This window comes from Reichenbachiella sp. (assembly GCF_033344935.1).
Taxonomy (GTDB): domain Bacteria; phylum Bacteroidota; class Bacteroidia; order Cytophagales; family Cyclobacteriaceae; genus Reichenbachiella.
In genome coordinates this window covers 3,656,856-3,682,307 of sequence record NZ_JAWPMM010000001.1, presented here as the reverse complement: position 1 = coordinate 3,682,307, position 25,452 = coordinate 3,656,856, and the positions used below count along the sequence as shown (strand labels likewise).

21 protein-coding genes are annotated in these 25,452 nt (G+C 40.4%); 11 read left to right on the top strand and 10 right to left on the bottom strand.

Annotated features, from left to right (window positions below):
* Nucleotides 1–21 precede the first annotated feature (21 nt).
* Nucleotides 22–2,877 (top strand): pitrilysin family protein, encoded by a 2,856-nt coding sequence (locus R8N23_RS15775; RefSeq protein WP_318172579.1) that lies wholly within the window; start codon nt 22–24, stop codon nt 2,875–2,877.
* Nucleotides 2,878–2,982: 105 nt separating this feature from the next.
* On the top strand, nt 2,983–3,948 hold the full coding sequence (locus tag R8N23_RS15770) for a YafY family protein (protein WP_318172578.1): 966 nt from the start codon (nt 2,983–2,985) through the stop codon (nt 3,946–3,948).
* Between the two features lie 50 nt (nt 3,949–3,998).
* On the opposite strand, the gene R8N23_RS15765 is transcribed toward R8N23_RS15770, so the two are convergent.
* Nucleotides 3,999–5,585, bottom strand: coding sequence for an Ig-like domain-containing protein (locus R8N23_RS15765; RefSeq protein ID WP_318172577.1), 1,587 nt, complete (start codon nt 5,583–5,585; stop codon nt 3,999–4,001).
* Between the two features lie 86 nt (nt 5,586–5,671).
* Nucleotides 5,672–6,148 (bottom strand): DUF1987 domain-containing protein, encoded by a 477-nt coding sequence (locus R8N23_RS15760; protein ID WP_318172576.1) that lies wholly within the window; start codon nt 6,146–6,148, stop codon nt 5,672–5,674.
* 182 nt (nt 6,149–6,330) lie between these two features.
* Here R8N23_RS15760 and R8N23_RS15755 point away from each other — a divergent pair, with 182 nt between their 5' ends.
* Both R8N23_RS15755 and R8N23_RS15750 read left to right on the top strand, forming a co-directional pair.
* Nucleotides 6,331–6,927 carry a GNAT family N-acetyltransferase gene (locus tag R8N23_RS15755; protein WP_318172575.1) on the top strand — a complete coding sequence of 199 codons (597 nt, stop codon included), beginning with the start codon at nt 6,331–6,333 and terminating at the stop codon, nt 6,925–6,927.
* Nucleotides 6,928–6,929: 2 nt separating this feature from the next.
* Nucleotides 6,930–7,703, top strand: a complete 774-nt coding sequence (locus R8N23_RS15750) for an AraC family transcriptional regulator (protein WP_318172574.1) — start codon at nt 6,930–6,932, stop codon at nt 7,701–7,703.
* Between the two features lies 1 nt (nt 7,704).
* Here the strand turns inward: R8N23_RS15750 and R8N23_RS15745 are convergent, their stop codons facing one another.
* Nucleotides 7,705–8,217: a hypothetical protein gene (locus tag R8N23_RS15745; RefSeq protein ID WP_318172573.1), complete on the bottom strand. Its 513-nt coding sequence runs from the start codon at nt 8,215–8,217 to the stop codon at nt 7,705–7,707.
* A gap of 74 nt (nt 8,218–8,291) precedes the next feature.
* Complete coding sequence (locus tag R8N23_RS15740) at nt 8,292–8,708, bottom strand: hypothetical protein (protein WP_318172572.1); 417 nt, start codon at nt 8,706–8,708, stop codon at nt 8,292–8,294.
* An 85-nt stretch (nt 8,709–8,793) separates the two neighbouring features.
* On the opposite strand from R8N23_RS15740, the gene R8N23_RS15735 reads away from it, so the two are divergent.
* The 3 genes from R8N23_RS15735 to R8N23_RS15725 are packed head-to-tail and all read left to right on the top strand — an operon-like array spanning nt 8,794 to nt 11,894.
* A complete protein-coding gene (locus R8N23_RS15735; RefSeq protein WP_318172571.1) occupies nt 8,794–9,582 on the top strand; it encodes an SDR family oxidoreductase in 789 nt (262 codons plus the stop codon).
* A 27-nt stretch (nt 9,583–9,609) separates the two neighbouring features.
* Nucleotides 9,610–11,052 carry an aldehyde dehydrogenase gene (locus tag R8N23_RS15730; RefSeq protein ID WP_318172570.1) on the top strand — a complete coding sequence of 481 codons (1,443 nt, stop codon included), beginning with the start codon at nt 9,610–9,612 and terminating at the stop codon, nt 11,050–11,052.
* 5 nt (nt 11,053–11,057) lie between these two features.
* Nucleotides 11,058–11,894 carry an FkbM family methyltransferase gene (locus tag R8N23_RS15725; protein ID WP_318172569.1) on the top strand — a complete coding sequence of 279 codons (837 nt, stop codon included), beginning with the start codon at nt 11,058–11,060 and terminating at the stop codon, nt 11,892–11,894.
* On the opposite strand, the gene R8N23_RS15720 is transcribed toward R8N23_RS15725, so the two are convergent.
* Complete coding sequence (locus tag R8N23_RS15720) at nt 11,891–13,102, bottom strand: MFS transporter (protein ID WP_318172568.1); 1,212 nt, start codon at nt 13,100–13,102, stop codon at nt 11,891–11,893. The genes R8N23_RS15725 and R8N23_RS15720 overlap by 4 nt on opposite strands.
* 224 nt (nt 13,103–13,326) lie before the next feature.
* On the opposite strand from R8N23_RS15720, the gene R8N23_RS15715 reads away from it, so the two are divergent.
* The 3 genes from R8N23_RS15715 (at nt 13,327) to R8N23_RS15705 (ending at nt 19,169) form a co-directional block, all read left to right on the top strand.
* A complete protein-coding gene (locus R8N23_RS15715; protein ID WP_318172567.1) occupies nt 13,327–14,457 on the top strand; it encodes an efflux RND transporter periplasmic adaptor subunit in 1,131 nt (376 codons plus the stop codon).
* A 3-nt stretch (nt 14,458–14,460) separates the two neighbouring features.
* Complete coding sequence (locus tag R8N23_RS15710; protein ID WP_318172566.1) at nt 14,461–17,676, top strand: efflux RND transporter permease subunit; 3,216 nt, start codon at nt 14,461–14,463, stop codon at nt 17,674–17,676.
* 143 nt (nt 17,677–17,819) lie between these two features.
* Complete coding sequence (locus R8N23_RS15705; protein ID WP_318172565.1) at nt 17,820–19,169, top strand: TolC family protein; 1,350 nt, start codon at nt 17,820–17,822, stop codon at nt 19,167–19,169.
* On the opposite strand, the gene R8N23_RS15700 is transcribed toward R8N23_RS15705, so the two are convergent.
* Both R8N23_RS15700 and R8N23_RS15695 read right to left on the bottom strand, forming a co-directional pair.
* Nucleotides 19,166–19,594, bottom strand: a complete 429-nt coding sequence (locus tag R8N23_RS15700) for a DUF3995 domain-containing protein (protein WP_318172564.1) — start codon at nt 19,592–19,594, stop codon at nt 19,166–19,168. The genes R8N23_RS15705 and R8N23_RS15700 overlap by 4 nt on opposite strands.
* A gap of 2 nt (nt 19,595–19,596) precedes the next feature.
* The gene (locus R8N23_RS15695; RefSeq protein ID WP_318172563.1) at nt 19,597–20,919 is read right to left on the bottom strand and encodes a D-alanyl-D-alanine carboxypeptidase; all 1,323 of its coding nucleotides are present in this window, start codon (nt 20,917–20,919) and stop codon (nt 19,597–19,599) included.
* A 102-nt stretch (nt 20,920–21,021) separates the two neighbouring features.
* On the opposite strand from R8N23_RS15695, the gene R8N23_RS15690 reads away from it, so the two are divergent.
* Nucleotides 21,022–21,990 carry a zinc dependent phospholipase C family protein gene (locus tag R8N23_RS15690; protein WP_318172562.1) on the top strand — a complete coding sequence of 323 codons (969 nt, stop codon included), beginning with the start codon at nt 21,022–21,024 and terminating at the stop codon, nt 21,988–21,990.
* Nucleotides 21,991–22,032: 42 nt separating this feature from the next.
* On the opposite strand, the gene R8N23_RS15685 is transcribed toward R8N23_RS15690, so the two are convergent.
* From R8N23_RS15685 to R8N23_RS15675, 3 genes are all read right to left on the bottom strand, one after another.
* The gene (locus R8N23_RS15685; protein ID WP_318172561.1) at nt 22,033–23,736 is read right to left on the bottom strand and encodes a hypothetical protein; all 1,704 of its coding nucleotides are present in this window, start codon (nt 23,734–23,736) and stop codon (nt 22,033–22,035) included.
* A 154-nt stretch (nt 23,737–23,890) separates the two neighbouring features.
* Nucleotides 23,891–24,763, bottom strand: coding sequence for an alpha/beta fold hydrolase (locus tag R8N23_RS15680; protein ID WP_318172560.1), 873 nt, complete (start codon nt 24,761–24,763; stop codon nt 23,891–23,893).
* Nucleotides 24,764–24,815: 52 nt separating this feature from the next.
* Nucleotides 24,816–25,412: a TetR/AcrR family transcriptional regulator gene (locus tag R8N23_RS15675; RefSeq protein ID WP_318172559.1), complete on the bottom strand. Its 597-nt coding sequence runs from the start codon at nt 25,410–25,412 to the stop codon at nt 24,816–24,818.
* Between the last annotated feature and the right edge of the window lie 40 nt (nt 25,413–25,452).

Here is a 25,452-nt window from a genome sequence, read left to right as displayed (position 1 = left end):
TAATCCTAAATAATGAAACTTATGCTAACCAAAATTCTCAGCTTCTTTTTAGCAGTAGTTGTGCTGTTTACGTCCTGTCAACCAACAAAGGAAAACACGGACACTGGATTCTCAATAGAATCCGAAAAATACCAATTGGCTAATGGCTTGGATGTTATCCTGCATCAGGATAAGTCTGACCCAGTGGTCTCGGTAGGAATATTATACCATGTAGGATCCAATCGCGAAAAACCGGGCCGTACAGGTTTTGCTCACCTTTTCGAACACATGCTTTTTCAGGAATCTGAAAATGTGCCCCAGGATCAATTTTTCAAAATCGTTCAAAACGTAGGAGGTACACTCAATGGGTTTACCTGGAAAGATGGTACCATGTATTTTGAAATTGTACCAAAAAATGCACTGGAGACCATGCTTTGGTTAGAGTCAGATAGACTTGGCTTTTTGTTAAACACAGTTACCGAAAGCGCATTCGCCAATCAGCAAGAGGTGGTGCAAAATGAGAAAAGACAGCGTGTAGACAACAGACCCTATGGGCATACCAATTATGTGATTGACAAAAACATGTACCCAGAAGGCCATCCTTACAACTGGCAAGTGATAGGAGAGTTGGTGGATTTGCAAAATGCCACGGTAGAAGATGTCAAAGAATTTTACAACCAGTTTTATGGGCCAAATAACGCCACATTGGTTATTGCCGGTGATTTCGAAAATGAAGAGATAAAACCATTGGTAGAAAAATACTTTGGTCCGATAGGGAAAAGAGGAGAAGTGATAGAAATGAAACCTCAACGAGTAAAATTGGATGAGTCTAAAAGATTCTATCATGAAGATAACTTTGCTACTGCCCCTCAGTTGAATATGGTTTGGCCTACAGTAGAGGAATATAGCAAAGACGCGTATGCCTTGGATTTTCTTGCGGAAATCTTGTCGGATGGTAAGAAAGCACCACTTTATAAGGTGCTGGTTAAAGAAAAGAATCTAACATCAAATGTGGCTGCCTGGAATAGGTCTCAGGAGTTGGCTGGCGCACTGAGAATATCTATTAACGCCAATCAAGGTGTTCCATTAGATTCGATTGAGTCTGGCATTTATGAAGCTTTCGCACGTTTTGAAGTAGATGGAGTAACTGACAATGATATTGCGCAGGTAAAAGCTAAGATCGAAACGGATTTTTACAACGGTATTGCTAGCGTGTTCAATAAAACTTTCCAAATAGCCTACTACAATACTTTCGCAGGAAGCCCTGATTTTATAGAAAAGGATATCGCCAACATTCAGGCGGTGACCAAAGAAGATGTCTTGAGGGTATATAATACCTATATTAAGGACAAGCCATTTATTCTTACCAGTTTCGTGCCTAAAGGAATGATGGATTTGAGCGCTTCAAATTGTGAAAAGGCAACTGTGGTAGAGGAGGAGATCAAAGAAATGGTGGCCGATAATTCGGACACTGAAGAAACAGCAGAAGAAATAATAAAATCAGAAACAACTTTCGATCGAACTGTCGCTCCAGAGATGGGGCCAATGCCAGAACTTACCATACCAGCTCAGTGGAATACCACACTGCAAAATGGTCTGGCTGTTTATGGAATTGAGCAAAGAGAGCTTCCATTGGTTCAAGCCAGTTTGGTTATCAAGGGAGGACACCTTATGGATGACATGAACAAAATTGGTGTAGCCAATTTGATGACTGATATCATGAAAGAGGGGACTGCCAATAAAACGCCTCAAGAGTTGGAAGAGGCAATCGCTTTGTTGGGGGCAGATATCGGTATGTTTACTTCGGAGGATGCCATCACTTTTACGGTCAATTCTTTGGCCAGGAATTTCCCTGCTGCGATGTCACTTTTGGAGGAAATACTATTAGAGCCGCGCTGGGATGAGGAGGAATTTGATTTGATCAAAACAAGAACCGTAAATATTATTAAAAGAAGAAATGGTGACCCAGGTGCTGTATCCGGAAAAGTATACAAAAAGCTGCTATACGGCACAGATAATATTCGAGGGTACTCTACTATGGGGACTGCAGAGGATGTAGAAAACATTAGTATTGAAGACCTCAAGGATTTTTATGTTAATAATTTCTCTCCATCTATATCAACCTTCCATGTAGTGGGAGATATTTCTCAAGCGGAAGTTGCCGAGGTACTTGGTGGGATTGAATCAAGGTGGAAGGCAAAGGAGGTCCAAATACCTTCGTATGAAGCTCCGTCAAATCCTGAAAAGCCCTCTTTGTATTTTGTTGATTTTCCTGATGCAAAGCAGTCTGTGATTAATATTGGATACTTATCCATGCCAAGAACGGATCCAGATTATTATGCTGCCACAGTGATGAACTACAAGTTAGGTGGTTCGTTCAGTGGTAATGTGAACTTGATCTTAAGAGAAGAGAAAGGTTATACTTATGGAGCCAGAACAGGATTTTCAGGAGATGCAGACTCTGGCGAGTTCACGGCTAGCTCAAGTGTAAGGACTAATACCACATTCGAGTCAGTGAAGATCTTTAAAGAAGAAATGGAAAAGTACCGAGAAGGGATAAGTGAAGAAGATCTTGAGTTTACTAAAAATGCCTTGATCAAATCTAACGCTAGAAGGTTTGAAACCCTTGGTGCCTTGCGAGGAATGATTGAAACCAGAAGTAAATATGGTTTTGGGCCGAACTACATTAAAGATGAAGAAAATATAGTTAGGAACATGACCCTAGAAGAGCACAAAGCTTTGGCTCAAAAGTATATCACCCCTGATCAAATGGTTTACCTCGTTTCTGGAGATGCCAAAACTCAATTGGAACAATTTCAGAATACTGGTTTTGAAAATGTGATTCTCTTGGATAAAGAAGGAAATGAAGTAGAAGAGTCCATTACTCTAGTGAAATAGCGAGTAAAAAAAGATTAATGTAGAGGCCGATAGAACAAGGGTTTTGTCGGCCTCTTTTTTTTATTTTTTGAAACTAAAAATGGCTTAAGTAAGTACATTTAGGTTATGAACAGAATCGATCGTCTCACCGCCATTATGCTCAAATTGCAGAGCAAACGACATGTAACGATAGATGATATCTCAGATCATTTTGACATTAGTGAAAGGACGGTATTTCGTGATATCAAAGCACTGGGCGAAGCAGGAGTGCCCATCGGATTCGAAAAGGATAAAGGATACTTTATCGTGGAGGGGTATTACATTCCTCCTGTTATGTTTACCAAAGAGGAAGCAGGGGCTATTCTTTTGGCGGGCAAATTGTTGGAAAGGCAAGGTGATAGGTCTCTGGTAGATCAGTTCGAACAAGCGCTTACCAAAGTCAGGGCTGTACTCAAGAATACTCAAAAGGATTATGTCCAGGAGTTGGAAAAGTATATTGAGGTCGTATCTCCAACCATTCCGGTAGAACAGGCTTTCCCAGATCTCTTCTTGAATGATATTAAGAATGCATTGATCAATCATCAGGTTTTGTCTTTTGAATATTATGCCAATTACAGCGACACTTATTCGTCCAGGGAGGTGGAGCCACTTGGCATTTGCCATTATGCCAATCACTGGCACTTGATCGCTTACTGTAGAATGAGGAATGGAGTTCGCGACTTCAGAACGGATAGAATCAGTAAGCTACATGTGCTGGATCAGCATTTTGACCCTTCGCTTAGAGACGATTTTAAGGATCATATTTTTGTGAGACAAATGCCACAGGATGTAAGTGAGGTGAAGGTGCTTTTTGATAAAAAAGTGGCGCGTATCATCGGAGATCAGCGCTACTATTATGGTTTTATCGATGAGAACAAAACGGTCGAAGGAATAGAAATGACCTTTATGGTAGGCGAGTGTGAGTATTTTGCTCGGTGGCTACTGATGTTTACCGATTCTGCCCGAATTCTTAACTCAGAAAAGATGGAACAACAGATGCAGGAGTTGATCGCTCAATTAGAAAAACACTATCAGGCCCAATTGATGCCATAAAAAAAGACCAGATGTAAATCTGGTCTTTTTTGTTTTTTTAAAGTGACTTCTTAGTCACATAGATCGTTACAAACTGCATTTATAACGATGCTATCTATTTTTCCTGAGTCTGAATTATAGGCATATATTGTTCTGCTTCCTTCACAACCAGAAGCAGTTACGACACCGGTTTCTTGATCTACTGTTGTTTGACTACATGCCAAAGCTACATTGGTAATCCGGGCAGCCCTAGGGTCAAAATTATACCAACTGATTGCAGGGTTGGTTGTGTTTTCTGGAAGTACAGTTGCAGATAGTGAATAGGTCTCACCTAATCCTACATCAATCGCATTGTCTCCTTGATCTATAGTGACACTTGTCGCTACCACATTTTCTACATCAAACTGAGCAGAGGTAGTACCTTCCACGCCTTCAATTTGAGCAACAATAGCCAGATTGCTACATGGGTTTGAGTAATTTTTAACAGCTGTAATTAAGCCATTTTCATCAACTGTAGCATAATCTGAATAATCTGGTGCAACTGCAATCTGTGTCCTCACTTCCACACACTCTCCACTATCTTGAGTCTCAAGTGACCAAGAAACATTTGGATTTTGATCATTAGCATTTTTAGGGACGACTGTAAAAACCATTTGCTCTGTTTCACCTGCTGTAATTGTGAAATAGCTGGCTTGCTCTAATTGAAGGCCGGTTACTTCTATGTAATCAATATCCAATCGAACTTTAGCTTGTTTTCCTCCTTCAGTGGCTGTTGCAACCAACTCCAAACCACAGTCGGTACATTCGTTTTTGCCTGTCACAACTCCAGTTTCAGTATCTACAGTAGCATAGTAATCTGCCGTTACTTCTCCGCTAGTTCTAGCCAGTACTGGTGTATATTCCAAAGACCAGGTGACTGTTTTAATCGTAGCATTAGCTGGTTCGATAGACAAAACAGGAGTGAAACCATCATTTCCTTCGGCTATTGCGTAGGTGGCTTCATCTGCTAGGACAATTTCAAGGCTGGTAATATCTACATTAGTAATCGAAAGGGTAGCGCTAGCAGCAAAACCGCCATCTTTTGATGTAGCAGTTACTACTACGTCACCTGCCGCTATGGCAGTTACCAAACCGGCATCACTAACAGTGGCGATATCCGTTGGAACGTCTTCTTTTGTTTTAGATTCTGAAGGGAAGGCAACAGTCCAAGTTACTCCCTGCTCAGTAGCATCAGCTGGAGCTATAGTGGCTGCAAGTTGTAGGGTTTCTCCAACCTTGAGATCCTCTGTTTCCTTGTCTAATGTAATACCAGTGACCGCAACGACTTTTGCGATTACTTCTACATTTACTGTAGCTGTTAAATCGGTGTTGGTTTCAGTTGCAGTTAAGGTTGTGGTTCCAACAGCTTCTGCTGTCAGTGTAGTACCATCCACACTTACTACATTGGCATCACCCGAAGAAAATACGATATTGGCTTGATCGGCATCTCCACCAGAGATGTTTAATTCTTCTGATACGTCGTAAGAAACGCCTTCTATTGCGATAATGGTATCGCCATTGAAACTGATACCAGTGATATCTACTTTTTCGTCTTCTGTACAGCCGACGAAGAGGCTGGAAATCATCAGTGAACCGATGATGAATTTTAATTTGCTCATGAGAATTTATTTATGTTTTGCGTGGCAATTTATGTATTGTTTTTTATCTCTTTAGAACTTTTGAATAATATTTAAATTCAACAATATTAATCATGGAGATTATTTAGTAAGCTTGGCGTAATCGCCTGAAGTTCAACAAAATTGAACGGTATTTTGGAGATGGATTGATAATCCTCCCCGGCCTCTAGCATGTCTTCATCGTCTTCATCATGATACCAGGATATGGTTACCGTCAGTCCATAGGATTGCAACTGTCTAAGAACCTTCATCAGATCAAATAAGCATTTGGCCGTACTACTATTGAAGTAAGCGAGACTGATATGAACGGCCAGTTTGTTTTTACCTGTGAGTATATAATTTTTCAGACCATGAAAGATTAGGTTATAGAATTTTACAGTGTCTTCAGGACTTGATTTGCCTTTAATCAGGCAAACCTCCTGCGTTGGGTCAATGAGGACGTAGGGAGTGATTTTTGAAGGGTATATTTTAAGTTTAGCATGTTGAGAGATTTGTTTTTTGAAGAGCAAAGTCGTCACATGAGGACTTTTCTTTTTCCTTTCCATAGCTGAATGAGTAAGTTAATTTCAACCCAAATAACGATGAAAACTGAGTGGCGGTAAAACGATCTGTGTTACGAAATAATGAACATCTTATGAAGATAAAGTGACTGATTCTGCAACAATTTGGTGGAGGTATGGTAATGAACAGAATAATTTCATTGATTTGCCTTCTTAAGAGTTGAACAATGAAAAACAATGTAACCCAAATAGAAACCCCTCACTTGATACTTAGAATCTTTCAGCCGCAGGATGCTGAATTGTTAAAATCAAGATTAGATGACAACCTGAAAATTATGATGCCTTGGATTCCATGGGCAAAGAATGAACCTGAGACTGTGGAAGAGAAGCGAGACCGAATCCGCAGCTGGATCGGAGATTTTTACTCCAATCGTGAATACAGCTATGGGGTGTTTGAGAAAGCAACAGGCGATTTTGTGGGGAGTAGCAATCTTTTTGGCCGTAGAGGCAAAGGCACAACTGAAATTGGATATTGGATAGATCATCTTAAGGCGGGGAAGGGATACGCCACTGAAGTGAGCTATGCGCTTACCAAGTTGTCATTTGAGCAAATGAATATAGAGAAGGTATTGCTCTACATTGACACACGAAATAAAGCCAGTCAACGAATTCCTGAAAAACTCAACTTTACCCATGAATACACCTACAGGGAGCTGCCCAAAGATGAGCATGGCGAAAGATTAAAATTTCAAGTTTGGGTGATGTTTGTTGAAGAATTCAAAAAAGTGGATAAATTCGAGGCTGTCGAATTTAAACTGAATTGATTTTGGAACTGATTGAAGAAGAAAATCTCTTATACAAAGCGGGCGATACAGGTATATTTTTAGGAAAAGTGGAGGAAAATGCCTTCCATCAGCACTATGCACTTCAGTTGACGATTGGTATTGATGAGCCATTTGAAATCGAGACTGAAGATGGAACTGTACAATCCAAGTCACTCGTTATACATCCTCAAGTATCTCATAGGTTAGACAGCAAAGGTCAAACGGTTTTAATTATCTTATTGAATCCGGCAAGTACCTTGGGCCACTTTCTAGCTAAGCACATGACTTCGGAGCCCATAGCAGAGTTTGAAGAAGAATGGATTGGCTATTTGCGAATGTTCGTTCAGGATTTGTTCAAAAAAGAAATTAATGAAAAAACCTTTTTGAGTGCCTGCATCAATTCCATGGCTGAATTCAATAGTAGATGCCTTGCGGCGAAACATCAGATTGATAAGAGAGTCTTGGCTTCTTTGCAGTACTTAGATAGACATACCAGAGAAGTGATTTCTCTTAAAGAGATTTCGGAAGAAATGTGTCTATCGGAAAGTCGATTTCAGCATTTGTTTAAGGAGCAAACGGGAGTTTCCTTTAGCAGAATGCAATTGTGGAAAAGACTTTTGGCTTCATTTGATCAAATAAAATCCACCAAAACGCTGACTGAACTGGCGCATCAATCTGGGTTTTCTGACAGTTCCCATTACAGCAAAACTTTCAAGGAGTCTTTTGGTTTTCCACCTTCTGAGGTGTTGGCCAACACTCATCTGGTGATGGATTGATTTACTTCAAATATTTCTTTGGAAGCGGATTGTTTTCTGTTTCTGCCGCCCAGTACATATTCACGATCCACCATCGCTCTCCATCATTCATCAGCTGAATGCTATTGATACCTCTGGCAAAAGGTTTCCCATCAGGTGTCCATTTCGATTCGTAAGTGCTCCATGCATGGGTGATGAGTCCATAGGTCTCGGAAGTTCTTGCAATTTCAGTTTCAAAAAAACCATTATCAATTAACCATTGATCACCTTGCTCTATAAATTGATCCAAAGTCAAATAGCACGGAACGCGCTTGTGCTCTGTAGCAGGACGAGTAGGAATAAGTCTCGCATCTGGAGTCAAGAGAAATTTTAATCGATCCCAATCTCTTCTTTCACCTTTGGGTCCCGATATAGTCTCATATAAGGCTTTGATGATGGCGTCTTCGCTCACTACATCGCTCTCATATTTCTCCTGAGCCAGAGACAAGGAACTCCAGAAAATGACAATTAAAAAAAGAAAGTGCTGCTTACTCATTTGGCAAAAGTAAAACACTGAGCCTTAAAAATTAAAAAGTTGTAATGATTGGTAGTTTAAAGGTATAACCGGTTCTAATTCTCAGCTTTATTTATCAAACCAACTAAAAAAATGAGCGTGTGAAGTCCTGTGCCTGCCAGAGAAAGGAAAACACCTATTCTTGTTATTGATCGATCAATATGTCCCAGATTGGCTTCCTGATAAAACCCATACAAGAAAATTGCCGGAGATATTAATAGCAAAACAGAGCCGACATATTGTACTGTCTTTTTCCAAGGTTCTATGGCAAATTGAAGTTGGACACCGATAGAAAGATTGAGTAAGCCACTGAATAAGAAATAGATGTGTCCAGCCCGGTAAATCATGCGTTGTGTATCAGATAGATTTCCAATTTCATTGGTTTTCATATACCAGCCCGTTTGTAGGAAAACCACAAAAGTGAGGAGTCCCACTATGGCATGAATAATTGATATTTTGATCGGTGCTCTCATCTAATTCTTGAGGACAAAAATATATTTTATTCTCAAGCCAAAAACCATAATGGCTATATTTACTGTTTTTAAATGACCCCTTAAAATGAATCTAAATTTAGAAGGAAAGTCGGCTATCGTTTGTGGTAGTACGCAAGGAATTGGAAAGGCTATTGCTGAAGAATTAGCCCTAATGGGTGCTAGCGTGACCCTGATTGCTCGAAACAAGTCTAAACTCCAAGAAGTAAAAGAAGGATTACCGATAGAACATAAGCAAGTCCATCAATACATTCAAGCAGATTTTAGTGATCCCATCGGGCTCAAAAGTAAAATTGCTGAGTATCTAAAAGAGAACTCTTCTCCAGAAATTTTGGTGAATAACACAGGAGGGCCTGCTGGTGGACAAATTATAGATGAGCCCTATGCTAAATTTATGGATACCATGACGGCTCATCTGGAATGTAATCATTTGCTCGTTCAAGCTCTAGTGCCTGGAATGAAAGAGAAGGGATATGGAAGAATTATCAATATTATTTCTACTTCTGTGTATGTACCCATACCTGGTCTTGGCGTATCCAATACAGTACGAGGAGCTGTAGCGAGTTGGGCTAAAACACTTTCATTGGAGTTGGGGCAGTTTGGAATTACGGTCAATAATGTATTGCCGGGCTTTACTGATACCGTACGACTAGAAGGAATTGTTCAGGCCAAAGTTAAAAAGACTGGAAAAACAGAGGAGGAAGTGATCGCAGCTATGAAGATGGAAACACCTGCTCGAAGATTTGGTCAAGCTGAAGAAACAGCTGCTGCTGCGGCATTTTTAGCTTCGCCTTCTGCAGGCTACATCAATGGTGTGAGTGTACCAGTGGATGGCGGCAGAACCGGCTGTATCTAAATCATAGCATTAACCCAAACACAACCCATGCAAAAAATTGAGAATTATATCAATGGAGAATTAGTAGCTCCGGTTTCCCAATCTTACATTGACAATATCAATCCATCCAAAGGGCAGGTATATTCCTTAATTCCAGATAGCGATACAGAAGATGTCGAACTAGCTGTTAAAGCAGCAAAGGCAGCCTTTCCTTCCTGGTCTACTTGCGGAATCGAAACTCGAGCAAATCTATTAAATAAGATTGCAGATTTGATAGATCAAAACCTTGATGCTTTGGCTAAAGCAGAGTCCATTGATAATGGTAAGCCTTTGAGTTTAGCAAAAAGTGTAGATATACCTCGTGCCTCGTCCAATTTCAGGTTCTATGCCAGTGGCATTCAGCATTTTGCTGCCGAGTCTCATTTTATGGAAGGCACGGCTATCAACTACACCAAACGATCTGCAGTAGGTGTGGCAGGCTGTATTTCTCCATGGAATCTGCCTTTGTATTTATTTAGTTGGAAGATTGCTCCCGCCTTGGCGGCTGGCAACACGGTGGTAGCCAAACCGACTGAAGTGACACCCATGACGGCATATTTACTCTCGAAGCTTTGCATGCAGGCTGGTTTGCCGAAAGGAGTTTTGAATATCGTACATGGTTATGGCCATAAGGCCGGTCAAGCCATAGTGGAACATAAGGATGTGCCTTTGATCTCATTTACAGGAGGAACAGAAACCGGGAAAAAACTGGCCACCACCGCAGCGCCAATGTTCAAAAAATTGTCTCTTGAATTGGGTGGTAAAAACCCCAATATCATTTTTGCTGATTGTGATTTTGATGACATGTTGAAAACAACAATTCGTTCATCATTCGCTAATCAAGGTCAAATTTGTTTGTGTGGATCGCGAATTTTTGTTGAAAGACCTATTTATGAAAAGTTCAAAAATGCCTTTGTAGAAAAGGTACAAAAAATGAAGGTGGGAGACCCCCTGAGCGATCAGACACGAATGGGAGCTGTGGTTTCAGAAGACCACATGAACAAAGTATTAGGGTATATTAAATTGGCTGAAGAAGAAGGTGGGAAGGTTTTGGCAGGCGGCGAGCGGGTGATTTTGGATGGAGATTGTGCTGGCGGATATTTTATAGCTCCCACTATCATCGAAGGATTAAGCCATGATTGCCGAACGAATCAGGAAGAAATTTTCGGCCCCGTAGTTACTATAATGCCTTTCGATTCCGAAGAAGAGGTTTTGATGATGGCAAATTCAACTCCCTACGGTTTGGCAGCTACCGTTTGGACTCAGAATTTGAAACGGGCCCATCGAGTATCACATCAGATCAAGAGTGGTATCATTTGGGTCAACTGTTGGTTGTTGAGGGATTTGCGAACTCCTTTCGGTGGTATGAAGCAATCAGGTGTGGGAAGAGAAGGAGGCTTCGAAGCCCTTCGGTTTTTCACTGAGCCACAAAATGTATGTATAAAATTATGAATGGAATGAGAGCCTTCCTCCGAAGGGCCTTCCATCACCAGCTATATGGCAATGGCTATTCAAGAGCCAGGTTTAGCCTTTTGGGTATTTTTATTCAAGAATGCAAGGTGATTTTCACGCAGTTTTTTTCGTGGAGGTTTCCAATATTTAGTCTTTATAGACTCGTTGTCATTTTTATATCCTCGATTGTAAGATTGCTGCTAGGTCGAAGTTTGAAATATAGTTTTGGATTTAGTGGTGAAGATAGAATATTGGAAGGTATTTATAAACCTGTCATCGATCGACCAGGTTATTATGTAGATGTGGGATGTAATCATCCAGTCTTTTTGTCTAATACATATGGCCTTTATCGAAAAGGTTGGCGAGGCCTTTGTATAGATGCTAATGAAGATCTTATTAAAAAGCATAGGAAATACCGGCCAAAAGATCTCGCCATTTGTGCCTTGGTATCCAATGAGGAAAAGGAACGAGAATTTTACAAAGTATCAAATGATGGTTTGTCTACAACAGAAAAAGGGAATCTAGCTGAACAAGAAATTCAGCGATTGGGTTATCAAACCGAAACCCATCATTCCAAAACATTGACCTCAATTTTGCGTGATGCTGGTGCTCCTGAACATATTGACATTCTTTCAATAGATGTGGAAGAACATGACTTTCAAGTACTTCAGTCATTAGATTTTAATGCCTTTAAACCAAAGGTAATTGTGATTGAAGATGAGACATTCGATGTTTATGATGCGAGAGATCATCGGATTGTGGATTTTCTGATTGCCAGAGGGTATGATCTGGAAGGCTATGTACTTAAAAATCTGTACTTCAGTCTTAAGAAGTCTATTTAGCTGTTGGACTTTTGAACAGCCAATCCCTCCTCAGGAATGTATTTCTGAATCAAAAATGCCATAAGGAATGAAGCCAAGGAGGCCAAAGTTGCATTGCCAATAAATCCTATATCTGTATAGATAAATCCAGCTACGGCAGAACCAAGCGCCATACCCAATTGGCCAATGGAAATGGTCATGCTCATCATACGTCCACGTTGATTGTCTTGTATGACTTCGGAGGCTAAGGCCTGAAAAGGTACCATTCGAGCCACAATCAAGAGCATAATGACAAAGAAAACTACGAAGTACATTTCGTAATTCATATTAAGAAAAAACACACAAAGTGGCATGATAATTACAAGAAGCAGATTGGCGAAAATAATGATTTGTTTTCTCCCTGTTTTATCCGAAATCATACCTGAAATAGGACCGGTAAAAACTGTGGCCAACCCACCAATCAAAAACAAAGTAGCAATATCGTAACTGTTCGCACGAAACGAATTTTCTAACCAAGTAGGAAAATATACAATGAAAGAAGAAATGCTCAGAAACATCAATAGATATCCCATAGCAATAGTTTTTACTGATGGGGTATGCAGAATTTCCCAATATTTTTTGATGGAGTGTTTGAGGTTTAATGGACAATTAGAGCTATCTACTTTTGGCTGTGGAACTTTGAATAGGATCAAAAAGAAAGCAAAAACCATCACAAATCCGAAAAACTGAAAGGGTGCAAAAAATCCAATCTCTCCGGCCAAAATGGTGCCTGCAGGAATGCCAAGAATCTGTCCTGCTGCACTGCCCGTGGCTACAACCCCATTGGCCCAGCCACGCTTCTCACATGGAAAATAATCTCCGATATACGCCACACATGAACCGGTGAGAATCCCTCCAGCGAAACCAGATAATATTCTAAAGCCTAACATGGACCAATAATCAAAAGCAAATTGATGGAGAAGCAGTGATATGGCCATAGCGCCTGCACCAATCAATAAAATCTTTCGGCGACCCACGCGGTCTGAGATAGGCCCAGTAATAAGTGCTACAATGCCTAATGTGATGGCGTAGGCCGTAATCAATGTTCCTCTTAGTGATTCGGAAATGTCCAATTGCTCCCCTATCTGCGAAAGAATAGGAGACATGATGAAGAATTGGCTGCTGGCCGCAAACATCAATAACCACAGCGAGAACAGAATGATTCGAGCGTTGAGTTGACCTTTATTCATAAGTTGAGTAATTGTGAATGGCTAACGGAACGTTCTTAGGTATGTTTGTTTTTTGTGACGAATTGCACTTATCAAGGGTTAGACGGTTGTATTACTCGGTATATTAAAAAATATTCCATAGTGATTTTAAAAAGGATATTCGCCATTCATAAAATACTAGTGCCATTCTGAAACAATTAACTCATTTTTGCGATAGAAGATTGACTATTACTTATCTATCACCAATGAGAAAACTTGTATCTTTTGCAGTTGTTATACTAACTGTTGTTGCTGTGTATTTTGGCTATCAGGCGCTTTCAAGTCAGAAAGAAGAACCACCTCAAAGACCAAAACCAATCGCGAAAAATTATGTATCTGCTAAACCCTTTCAACCTGAGACGGTAGAAACGGTCATTGAGGCCTTTGGAAGAGTAGGGTCTGCAAAACAGCTCAGCGTGATAGCTGAAGTAGGAGGGAAATTACTTCGAGGAAGCTCAGTACTGAAAAAAGGCTCAAGGTTTAAAAAAGGACAATTGCTTTGTCGGATTGATAACGTTGAAGAAAGCTTAACGCTACAAGCGAGGAAAAGTAGTTTCTTGCATACGCTGGCTTCGATTCTTCCAGATATCCGAATAGACTTTCCTAATAGTTTTAGCGTCTGGCAATCTTATTTTGATGGTATCAAACTGGATGAAAAATTACCGGCGCTTCCAGAGCCTAAGTCCTCTAAAGAAAAGACATTCTTAGCTGCAAAAAATATTCTCAGCGAATATTATGCAATAAAAAGCGAAGAGGAAAACTTGAAGAAGTTTCATATTTATGCCCCGTTCAATGGTAGTATTGTTTCAATCAATTATCAAATAGGTTCTGTAGTTAGCCCCGGAGCAAATATTGGGACTATCATTAGCACAGATGAATTGGAGCTAGAAGTACCCGTTGAGCAGCGAGATATTGAGTTTGTGCAATTGGGTAAAACGGTGACGATTGTTGATGAATCTGATTTCGAGCAAAACTGGATAGGTAAGATTACAAGAATCGCAGATTTTATCGACCCCAACTCTCAAAGTGTGAGTGTCTTTATCAACATCCAGAAGAGATCTAAATATGAGGCATTGGACGGCTTGTTTTTGAAGGCCAGGATTCCTGGAAAGTCAGTGAAAAATTCCGCTGAAGTACCAAGGCGAATCCTTAAGAATAAGGACGAAATTTTTGTAGTTCAGGATAGTGTGCTAGTAACTAGAAAAGTACGTGTGCACAAGATCTCCGAAAACAATGCCATTATTAGTGGATTGCAGCCAGGAGAAATGATGGTAACTGATCGCCCATCGAATGCTTCTGAAAACATGAAAGTAGAAATCATAAAACCTAAATCGTAAGTCATGAGAAAGGTTATAGAATTTTTTGTCAAATACCCCATTTGGGCCAATGCCATTATTATGGTAGGTGTATTTGGTGGGTTAGGAACTTACTATTTTAATCTAAAGAAATCGTTCTTTCCGGAGCGTGAGGCACGTTATGTAAGTGTAAATGTGTCCTATCCTGGGGCTTCTCCTGTGGAAATGGAGGAAGGAGTGACCATTAAAATCGAAGAGTCTCTCAAGGGCTTGGAAGGAATAGAAGAAGTAACTTCAACTTCATCAGAAAACTTTGTCAACATCAGCATTCGATCCAGAGATGGTTATGATTTGGATGAATTGACTACGGAAGTGAAAAATGCAGTCGATCGAATCAATGCCTTTCCGGTGTCGGCAGAGAAGCCTGTAGTGGCCAAACAAAAATCTACCAGTATGGCCGCATACATGGGGATACGAGGTACAGTTTCATTATTAGAACTAAAAAAAGCGGCAGAGCAAGTCGAAGATGATTTTCTGAAGTCAGGTTTCATTTCGCAAGTCAGGGTTTCGGGTTATTCCGATTTGGAGATTTCTATTGAAGTAAGAGAACAAGACCTAAGACGGTACAATCTGACATTTGCTGAAGTGGCCAGTGCCATTCGGATGAACAACCGTGATGTGTCGGGTGGTTCTATCAAAACCGTAGATGAGGAGATTCGTATCCGTGCCAATTCGAAAGAATTTGATCCAAGTATTCTAGATGAAATTATTGTCAGAGCAAACCCTGATGGGACTAAGCTCCATTTAGGGAAGATTGCTGATGTGAAATTGCAATTCGCAGATGTGCCTAACAAGTATTATTCTAATGGCAAACGTGCCATCAATATTGCTGTACAAAAATTACCCGAGGAGGATATAGAAAAGATATCTAAGTTTTTGGATGAGTACGTTAAAGAATTTAACTCACAGCAGGAGAACATCGAGTTATCCATGGGCTTTGACTTCAACTCGATGCTAGAGGATCGGTTGGAGTTGTTGATTAGAAATTTCGGTACGGGGCTGATACTTGTGTTACTGACACTCGGCTTTTTCTTGTCTTTGAGGCTTTCCTTTTGGGTGGCCATGGGAATTCCAATTTCATTCTGTGCCATGTTTATCATAGGAGATATGGCGGGCATTACGATCAACATGTTGACCCTTACAGGGATGCTCTTAGTAGTCGGTATTTTGGTTGATGACGGTATTGTAATTGCAGAAAATATTTATACTCATTTCGAAAGAGGTAAGAAGCCACACGAAGCAGCGATCGATGGGACTATGGAAATGCTGCCGTCAGTATTCACTTCCGTGATGACAACCATTGTTGCTTTTATGCCATTGATCTTTTTGGATAACAATGGCTTTACCAAGGAAATGGCCATTGTGGTGATTGCCTGTCTGGCATTCTCATTAGTGGAGGCGTTTTTTGTGTTGCCTGCTCACTTGTCTCATAAGTGGGTACTGGAAGGTAGGAAAACTGATGGATGGTATCATAGGTTCAGAGAAGGTATGGAGAAAATGATTGACCATGTACGGTTCAATATGTATTCACCGTTTATCGGTAGATTATTGAAACATCGTTGGATCTCCTTTATGGCTCCGTTTGTATTTATTGTCATGGTGCTAGGCATGTTTGCTGGAGGTCTTATCAAGTTCACACCTTTTAGCCGTCCACCAATCGATGATATCAACGTGGATTTGGTATTGAAGCCAGGGACTAGAGAGACCGTGACCGAAGAGTACCTTTGGAGTTTTGAGCGATCGATTTGGAAAGTGCATCAGCGCATGTTGGATGAAGGGAGAATCAAAGACACGATCATGACAGATGTGGATGTCCAATTGGGTTCTACATCAGACAGGCAAAATACAGGTTCTCATACGGGAGCCGTAAGGATTGATTTTGATCATCTCGATGAAAACAATATCTCTGGATACGAAGTTGCTTCTAAAGTTCGTGAAGAAATAGGCCTTGTACCGGAAGCTGAAAAATTCAGCGTAGGGGCAGCCAACTACTGGGGCAAACCTGTCGCAGTCTCTTTGAAGAGTAAGAATATTCCTGATTTGGAAAAAGCCAAAGAAGAGGTGAAAGATGCCTTACTCAAAATGTCTGATTTGATAGATGTAGGAGACGACGCCTCAGCCGGACAGCGCGAGTTGGAGCTGAAGCTGAAGCCACTGGCCTATCATTTGGGCTTGACACAAAATGATATTACCCAGCAAATTCGCCAAGGGTTCTTTGGTGAAGAGGTGCAGCGACTTCAAGTGAATACTGATGAGATTCGAGTGTGGGTGAGATATCCTAAAGAGGACAGATTGAGTATTACTCAGCTGGAATCAATGAAGGTGAAGAAAAACGGAGCCGAGTATCCATTGTCAGAATTGGCAGACTATGAGATTGGCCGTGGCATTACGAGTATCAATCACTTCAATGGCAAAAGGGCCGTACAGGTCTATGCTGAATTGGCTAACTCTAAAACTACTTTACCTCCGATCTTGGATAAGATCACCAATGAGATTATGCCTCCAATCATGAACAAATATGCCGGATTGGAATATAGCTTCGAAGGGCAATCGAGAGGATCACAACGACAAACAGACTCCTTTATGGAGATTCTGGTGCCCGTTATTTTATTCATGCTGCTTTTTATCACATTGAACTTTAGGTCATTTTACCAAACTTCCTTGATTTTGGTGTTGTTGCCACTCGGGTGGGCTTGTGCAGCCTTTGGGCATTTCTTCCACGATGCAGTAGTTTCCTTTGTGAGCTTCTACGGTATGCTGGCTTTGTCAGGAGTAATTGTGAATGACGCGGTAGTGATGTTAGATCAATACAACAGAAACCTGAAAGAGGGAATGAATGTGATGGATGCTATTAACAAGGCAGGTACTGCCAGGTTTAGGGCCATCTTATTGACTTCTATGACGACTGTCGCAGGGCTTTTTCCATTGATATTGGAGAAAAGTTTTCAGGCCCAGTTCATTATACCTATGGCCATTTCATTGGCTTATGGAGTGTTGTTTGGTACGCTTTTTATCCTGTTTTTCTTCCCAGTCATGATCTTATGTTTCAATGATATCAAGGTATACACGACTTGGTTTTTTAGAGGGATATGGCTGAGCTTAAGAGCGGTGTTCTGGGGTGACCATCAGGAAATATTGAAGCCGACGAAGGAAGAGGTGGAACCGGCGATCATCGAAGGAAAAAAATTGGCGGAGTATTAGAGGTCTCGGAAAAGCAAATCCCCCTTGTCCCCCTTTGAAAAGGGGGAGGAGAAGCTGCTTCGAGGACTAATTTGTTGGGAAGGGGGATTGAATAACACGAATCAATAATTCGAATATTTAATTTTCCGAAAGAATAAAAATAAATGAATAATCAAACTAGGAAAGCCACTTTGGTTTTGGCCCTTTTGGGTTTTTTTATAGGAAATGCAGTACAGGCTCAGGATGAATTGTCGCTGTCTCAAGCTATTGAGCAAGGGTTGGCTAACAACTTTTCCATTCAAATAGAAGAAAATAAAAAGGAGCAAGCGGCCAATCTCAACACCTGGGGGCAGGCTGGGATGTTTCCAAATATTTCATTGAACGCAAGTCCATCAATTTCTTACCAGGACCTTGAAACTGACAACCCTTTTAGGTTTGGGGGTTCAAATACCTCAACAGATGTTTCTCCAACTTTACAGGCCAGTTGGGTGCTGTTTGATGGAATGAATGTAAGGATGACGAAAGGGAAGTTGGCATTATTGGAAGAACAATCAAGCGGTAATGCTCAAATTATTATAGAAAATACGGTGCAGGCTATTATTCTGGCCTATTATACGGTATTGTTGGAAGAAAGAAGAACGGAGGTTTTTGCCAATACACTCAATTTATCCAGAGATAGATATGACTATGTTAAATTGAAAGGAGACTTAGGTAGCGCAGTTACGTTTGACATTCTTCGAGATAAAAATGCTTATTTGACAGATTCGTCAAATTACCTGACTCAGCTATTGAACCATAAAAATGCGGTAAGAAATTTGAATCTGCTTTTGGCACAGCCAGTAGACAAAACTTATCAGTTTACAGACAGTCTCAGCGCTCAGGAAACGAGTTTTAGTTTGGACGAATTGGCAGCAGCCATGAAGTCTTCGAATAGTAACTTGAGAAATCAGTATGTAAATCTTGAAATCTTGCAGAAAGAGATTGGTATTTCGCGCTCAGCCATGTACCCACGTTTAACATTTAATGTATCTGGCAGCAATGGTTGGAATCATGTGGAGTTAGGTACTCCGATCGGACCCCCTACGGATCAAATATCAGGTATAAATACAACTACTTTGTCTTTAGCTGCCAACCTCACACTTTCATTCACGCTCTACAATGGCGGAAAGATCAAGAATCAAATCAAAAATGCTCGCATCCAGGAGCAAATTGGTCAGTTGCAGATCAAAGACTTAGAACTGACTTTGGACAATTCTTTGATTAGTTCTTATGATCGATATAATCTCCGTCAGAATCTGAATAGTATCGCTTCGGTAAACCTCGAAACGGCTGATCTGAATCTCAGCATGGGAGAAGAACGCTATCGTAATGGTAGTATCAACTCCTTTAACTACAGAGACCTTCAAATCACTTATTTGCAAACGGCTTTGGTGTACTATCAGTCCATTTATAATTTGATTGAATCAAAGACTGAACTGCTACGATTAAGTGGTGGAATTTTGAGTGAAAACTAATCTTTTGGTCTAACGACCAGAAAACCCAAGAGTGCAATCAGAAGACACAGAGGAGAGTAGAAGAAGAAGTCTGCCTGCGCAAAGGCTGTTTGCATGGGTGGTTTAAAGATACCCACATACTTAAAGTCACCAACTGCTCTTAGCAGGAAGATGCCAGGTATGACCCACCCAATAATTCGGTTGAGTTTGTCTGGTAGTGTCTTATTAATCCATTGCGTTTGAAGCAAATAATATATGCCAAAAGCCATTAGGCCAAACCCTACAATTGCTGAATCTAGAGGTGTAGGTTTTAATAGAAGGTCACCTTCGGGCGTAGTAGGTAAGGCCGCCGTAAATCCCCAATGACTCCCTAAGGCCCAAGAGAAGTGGAGTCCTGCTAAAGCAGAAAATATTAGAAGGAGGATAATAGGGTTTTGGGATTTCATGTTTAGTATTTTTCGTAAATCAGTCGCATTACTTTTTCCATTTCGAGTTTCACCGGACGAGAACTAGAAGCGTAGTTGTTGTTCATGAAACTGAAAAACAGGTCCTTTCCTGATTTGGTCCGAATGATGCCGGTAAGATTATGGTTGTTGCTGAGCGTTCCAGTTTTGCCAAATACATAGGGTAACTCTCCTTCTTTTGGTTTGTACCAATTTTTCAATGTCCCGTCGACACCACCTACAGAAAGCACCTGTTTCATTTGATCTATGCTGATTTCAGTGGAGATATAATTCAGAACGCCTATCATGCTTTTGGGTGTGACCAGGTTGTAGCGTGATAGACCACTTCCATCTTTCCAGATCGGTGGTTTTGGGTAAATTTTAAGATTCTCTTCCTGCGTAAACAGCCTGATTGGATCGGCTTGTAGCGGCATGCGCATTTCAGTTGCACATAGATAAAGGATTTGTTCCGCTGCAAGGTTATCACTGCGTTTGAGCATAAATGCAAATAACTCCATAGAAGATCGGCTATAAGCCAGTTTTGAGTTTTCAAACTCAAAATCCTCTACCCAGTGGACTGGTCTGTTGATTGTGTCTTCTAGTAACGTGAGTGTAAGCGCATCCGATGTTTTAAAAGGTACGCTGTTTTTATAGGCACTTCTGGCGGTATCAGGTGCAAAACTAAAGATGCTGGTGTTTTGAAGTCGATAAGGACTGAGCTTCTCAGAATCTATTTCCCTGATTTCCGCAAAGTCTGCAAAGAACCTTGGTTCTACCGAAAAACTATCGTCTACTGAATCATAGACATAGCGAATCGTGTTTCCGTAAATTGGAAATGCAGTTCTTTCGGGTTGAAAATAATATTCATAATCTTCCCATGACCAGCCTGGTGCAAATGGCTCGTCTTTGAATTTTGGCTTGACATAGTGCAAACTATAACTGCTGTCCATCAATAGGTCATAAATGGGCTGATCCTCAAAATCCGGGTGCAGAAACGTTGGGTCGCCTGTTCCGGTAAAAAATAGAGAATCTCCTTTTAGGAGGTATCTAAGCCCTGGTAGAGAATCTCTCATCAAGGTAAGCCCAGCATAGAAAGTCAATAATTTGGTATTGGAGGCCGGGGTGAAATATTTGTCTTCGTTCCAGGTATAGAGGAAAGAACTATCCGCAGGATTGTAAAGCGCAAAGCCGGTCAAGTGACTATCAAACAACGGGGAGTTTGAAAGACTCTTGTTCATCATCTTTCTATTAGACACACTTTTGATAGTAGTACAGGCTGTGAAAATGGAAGAAACGGCCAGGAAAAAGAGAAACTGTTTGAGGGTCATAGATGTACTTGCAATAGAACTGAAAATTAATAGCTCAGGAAATAATTATACTATTAAAGTCTTTTTATTTTAGTTGAATCTAAACGTAATCATACCTGATTTTTGAAAAAGTACTTTCTTATTTTTCTGATTTTAACGACAAGCCTTGCCCTGTCTTCTTATCGTTGGGGATTTTATGCGCATAGAAGAATCAACCGTTTGGCTGTATTTACTATTCCACCGGAGCTCATAGGCTTTTATAAAAAGCACATTGTGTATTTGACTGAAAATGCCATCAATCCTGATCAGCGCCGATATGCCGTAGAAGGAGAGGCACCGAGGCACTATATCGATTTGGATATTTATGGTGATAGTGCGTTGCAAGTGGTGCCTCACAACTGGTTCGATGCGGTAGAAAAGTATACCGAAGACACCCTGCAGGCGTATGGTATTGTACCCTGGCATATTGTTCTGATGAAGTATCAACTGACGAAGGCCTTTGAAGAACGGGATCTCGACAGAATTCTAAGGTATTCGGCAGACATTGGTCATTATATCGGTGATTCGAATGTGCCCTTACATACCACAGAAAATTACAATGGCCAACTGACTGGGCAATATGGTATTCATGGCTTTTGGGAATCCAGACTTCCTGAGTTGTATGCGGATGATTATGATTTTTTCGTAGGCAAGGCCGAATATGTCGAAAACGTACAGGAGCGAGCTTGGGAGGCCGTGACAGCGGCCCACCTGGCGATGGACTCCGTGCTTCGTTTTGAGAAGGAGCTATCGAAGAAATTTCCAGAGAGCAAAAAGTACTCTTACGAAGAAAGAGGTAACTCAACCATAAGGGTCTATTCACAGAAGTATGCTCATGCGTACGATCAAATGCTCGATGGCATGGTGGAGCGTAGAATGAGAGCCAGTATTAAAATGGTAGGAGATATTTGGTTTACCTGCTGGGTGGATGCTGGTCAACCGGATGTAAATGCCTTGATGTTGTTGGAGACTGGAGAAAAGGAGAAGAAAAAAATGGAAGAAGAAAAGAAGAAATGGGAGAAAAGAACGGTCAAAAGCCGGGACCATAATTGACACGGAAGGTTCAAATCGTGTTAAACCTTCTGTGCAATCTTATCATTTTTTCTTCGACATCGTTACAATATCAACCAGACCTCTGATCAAATTTCTTGACTCTTCCACGTTGTTGGCATGAATGGTGAATTCATCTTCATAGTTTTGAATTTCACCGTCTTTGTAGAATTTGATAATCTTCTCCTTAAAATTTGTTTCTACTACCACTGAGATGGATCTGCCAGAAATATCGAAATCAATGTTTCGTTCATTCAAGTCAGCAAAATTCACCTCGTAAATATGCTCTGAACTTCCTTTTTCATCGATCTCGATTTTGGTAAACTTAAACTTTTTTAGATCTCCTTCCTCAACCAAAGATAGAGACTGACTATAAGTGTCATCTCCTTCACGTACTTCTTTTACTGCACCGGTCAGCCAATCTATTTTAGCTTTTAGACTCGTGCTAGGCACAGCTGGGCGGTAGCTTTTTCTACACAACTCGATGGATTTTTTTATGGCATACTGAAGTTGCCTCGCATTTTCAGCATCTTCGCAATAAAGCTTAAAGGATTCATCGTATGGATCTACTTCTCCATTTTCAATCACCTTCATCAACTTCTGCTTTTTGTTGGTGATGAGTTCAATGTACATTTTAGATCCACTGATGTCGTAATCTATGACTTTGTCATTGATGTCTATCCAGTTGAAATTGTGCTGTTTTTTTTCAGACTTGCTTTCTGAAATTTCTGTAATTACATATTCGGCCAAACAATCCGCGTTGAAAGTTTGCTCAAAAGTGTTGTCTCCATAGGTGAGTACTTTAGTCCCTGAGCTCACAGCAGCCAAGGCCTCTTCTTTATTGTTGAATTTTGGAAAACTGGCTTCTACTTGTTTTTCAGCTTCGGGGATGATAAGAGTCAGCACGGTTTGAAGATCTCGGGCTTCTTCTACATTATTTGTTTTGATCACGATGTCATCAATAAACGGTTTCGATTCGCCATCTTCAGCATACTTGATCAGCTTGTGTTTTCTTTTGGTTTCAAATTCTAATCCAAATTCTGACCCGCTGATATCGAAACGAACCGTGTTGATGTTGATGTCAGCCAAGTTGAACGAATAGTCTGCTTGTTTAGAAGACCTTCCTGTTTCTACAATACTCAGGTTAACCTTTCCAGCATATTGTGGGTCTGGTTGCAAAGACTGCGCATAGGTTTCATCTGAGTAAGTCGCATCCTTTACATTATTGGCCAGCCAGTCCAGCATTTCATTGTAATTGTTTAGACTCAATTTATTGAGCATGATCTTTTCCGCAATAGGAATCGCCTTCTCAATGATTTCTCGAATTTTTCTGGCATTGTTAATATCAGAAGCTACTATCTGCAATTCCTCAGTATAGGACTTCACCTCCTGATCTTGAAAGGTTTTAATCAAATCTTGACTGTTCTTAATTTTTATGTTCACAACAATCAAATCTCGTTCTGTACTTTCTCGAACTGTATAAGGATCAATATCTGCGATATTCAACTCATAAGCATATGAATTAGCTGTGCCCTTTGTACTTGTTTTGGTATAACTGTATTTGATTACACTAGTATGTTCAAAAAGTAGCTCAGGCTCATATTTGTATTTACTGGTCTCTACAGTCCCTATGGCTTGTTCCAACTGGCTAAACAATTGATTGAATTCTTGCTGCTGGGCAAATGAGGTATTCGTAACAAATAATAGTGAAAAAAATAAGTAGATGATTGATTTCTTGGCTGAAAACATAGTTCGTGAGATTATTTTAACCACAAGATATTAACTAGCCATTGGGATGCAAAATGGATTTTAAGTTTTGCATTAAAGCATTTGGAAAATACTCAGAAATAAGTAGATCCCTCTGAGACAATTTCTTACTAGGCTCAGAGGGAATAAGATGGACTTAAAAGGCTACGGCATATAGACTTTTTTCTTCAGTTTCCGAGGAGGAAAATTGTTTCATCACGCTTTCAATTACTTCTTCATTCCAGAGCATTTTATAGTGTCCGGTATTTTCGAGCAACTCCAATTCAGAATTAGGCCATTGATTGTAGATGGAAATAGAGTTGGCTTTGGGTATGACCTTGTCTTGCGAGTCATGTATGAGAAGCAGGCGATTGTACCTGATTTTCTTATGGAGCAAATCTGTTCGTATGCCTTCCAGTGGTTCGTGAAGAATATTCTCAGCTCGCTGACACAATTGCTTCAAGGCTTTTTGATTCAGGCCAATGAAGTTGGCGTAGTCTTCGAAAATCTGTGTAATCTTATTTGGGCTGGTCAAAAATATCAATTGATCCACCTGGTGAGTAGTTTTGGATAGGGCATAGGCTGTTACTGCCGACCCAAAGGAATGAGAAACAATGGAGAAGGGCTGCTTCGGATTGAGGTGGTTAATGACTTCAAGGAGCACCTCTTTACACATTTTAATATTGGCTTTTTTGAGCTTGGAAAAGCCATGGGCCGGTAAATTAAAGAGAATCACATGATGTCCGGCTTCAGCCAGCTTTAAGCCTATGGCCGACATGCTAGCCGCGTTGGACTCCCAGCCATGAACGAGTAGTACTAGTTTGCCGGCCGGGTTACCCAGTTCATAGCAGTGGATGTCTTCCAGATAATGCTTGATTTTAAACAGTTTAGCCACTTTGAAAAAGGACATTTCTTTCTTCCGAATTTTCTTATTCAAAGGTCTTTGAAACAATTCGAAAGCGTGATTGCCGGCTAAAGTCGGTGCGACAGCAGAGGCAATCTTAAAATAGGTTTGGATAAGTTTTATCATGGTTTTCTGTTTTTAAAATATACCAATTGGTATATTATAGTTTAAAATTTTTTTATACTCTCATTTCGTTATCAATCATGTATTCGACATGCTTCATGATTTCGGTTAGATGATCATAGTTGTCAAGCATATTAGAAACAAAAATGCCACCCTGGATTTGTGCATATATTTTATTCGCGTACTTCATAGAATCAATGGTTGATTTTACCGTTCCTTCTTCCTTAGCCAAATCAATAATATCAGCTAACTGACGAATAAGTTTATTGATTACTGAGACGACTCTTTTGTGTAAAGTATTGTTATGATGGATGGAGTCTACACCCACATTTTGCATGGGACAACCCCCGTGTAATCGCTGTGAAGTATAGTAGACTTTGAAAAAGTCTATGATCTCTAGTAGTCTGGTAATTCCATCTGAGTTAGGATTCATATGGTCACCAATCCGGCCAACTCCAATTCTTATATTATAGTTGAACGCTTCTAGGGCGAGTTCTTCTTTGTCTTTGAAATTACCATAAATGGCGCCTTTCGTTAATCCTGTAATCTTGGTAATGTCGGCCATGCTCGTACCGGTATAGCCGTGTTTATTGAAGTAAGGGCTGATCTTCTCCAGGATAAATTGCTTTGTTTTTTCGGCTTTCGTCAACATAACAAGGCAATATTAAACAATTTATTTTAAAATATACCGA